1 protein-coding gene is annotated in these 983 nt (G+C 33.4%); it reads right to left on the bottom strand.

The window, feature by feature from the left end; translation table 11 throughout:
* Positions 1 to 626 precede the first annotated feature (626 nt).
* On the bottom strand, positions 627 to 983 hold a 357-nt coding region (locus tag ACFINY_RS09755; RefSeq protein ID WP_375612680.1), incomplete at its 5' end, for a type II toxin-antitoxin system HicB family antitoxin.

Consider the following 983-nt stretch of genomic DNA (forward strand, 5'->3'; position numbering starts at 1 on the left):
CGCTTGAGACGTGCGTAGACTTGATTGGAAACTTCAACAAATGGATTATTGGGTGTTGATGGTTCAAAGCGAACAGTGCTTTTATTGTCGCCAACAACACACATTGGCTTAGTGATGACAGCTTTCATCATTGCTCCTTTTGAGTCATAATTAATGACATAATTAGTCAATTATTGATTTTTATTCTGTGAAAAATTGATTAGTCAGAATTATCTAGAAAACAGGGCTTTCTAGCCACGCTTCAAGTTGACATTTTACTGAATTTTGGGGATATTTTTGAATTTTAGACGCAATACGACTAGTGCAGTATCGTCATTAAATGCAATTTTTTACACCATGCCAACAAAAAAATCTATATTTTTTATTTTAAAATAGAATATATAAAATTTTCTAAAACATTTTAGATTTTATAAATTATTGTGAAATTATTATAGGAGGGAAAGGCAATGACAGGTCCAGAAATATTAGATGCCATGTATATAATATCAATGATAGCTATATCCCTCTTAACTATAGCGTTTTGTTTGCCTGCCGCCTTTTGATTTTCATTAATAGTTTGCGGATCATATGCAATTACACGCTTTTGTAAAAAAATCGAGAGTGAGAAATTTTTCCAGATTGATGAGCTAAATATTAAGCTCGTGACGGGCTGCTGTTGCCAAAAAAGCAGATCTTGTTAAACCTCTCTTTTGTGCACAATTATCAATTGCACGTAAAAGCCCTCGTTCAATTGATATATTTGTGCGTATGACTTCTGAATCATTTTCAATAAAAGGAACTTGTATTAAAAAAGCTCCTTCTGACAAAGCTGTTTTGACAGATTTCCGTTGTATGACTTCTTCAAATTTTGAAGGAATAGGCACTCTATCTATATCTTCACAATAAAGTTGGAGTGCTTCTGTTGCGTTTGCGATTAAATTTTCTTCCTCATCAGCAGCAGAAAAAAGTCCCTCAAAATCAGGAAACTGAACACCAAAAGCAGA

Origin of the sequence: Bartonella sp. AA23NXGY (assembly GCF_042197165.1) — a bacterium.
Lineage (GTDB): Bacteria > Pseudomonadota > Alphaproteobacteria > Rhizobiales > Rhizobiaceae > Bartonella.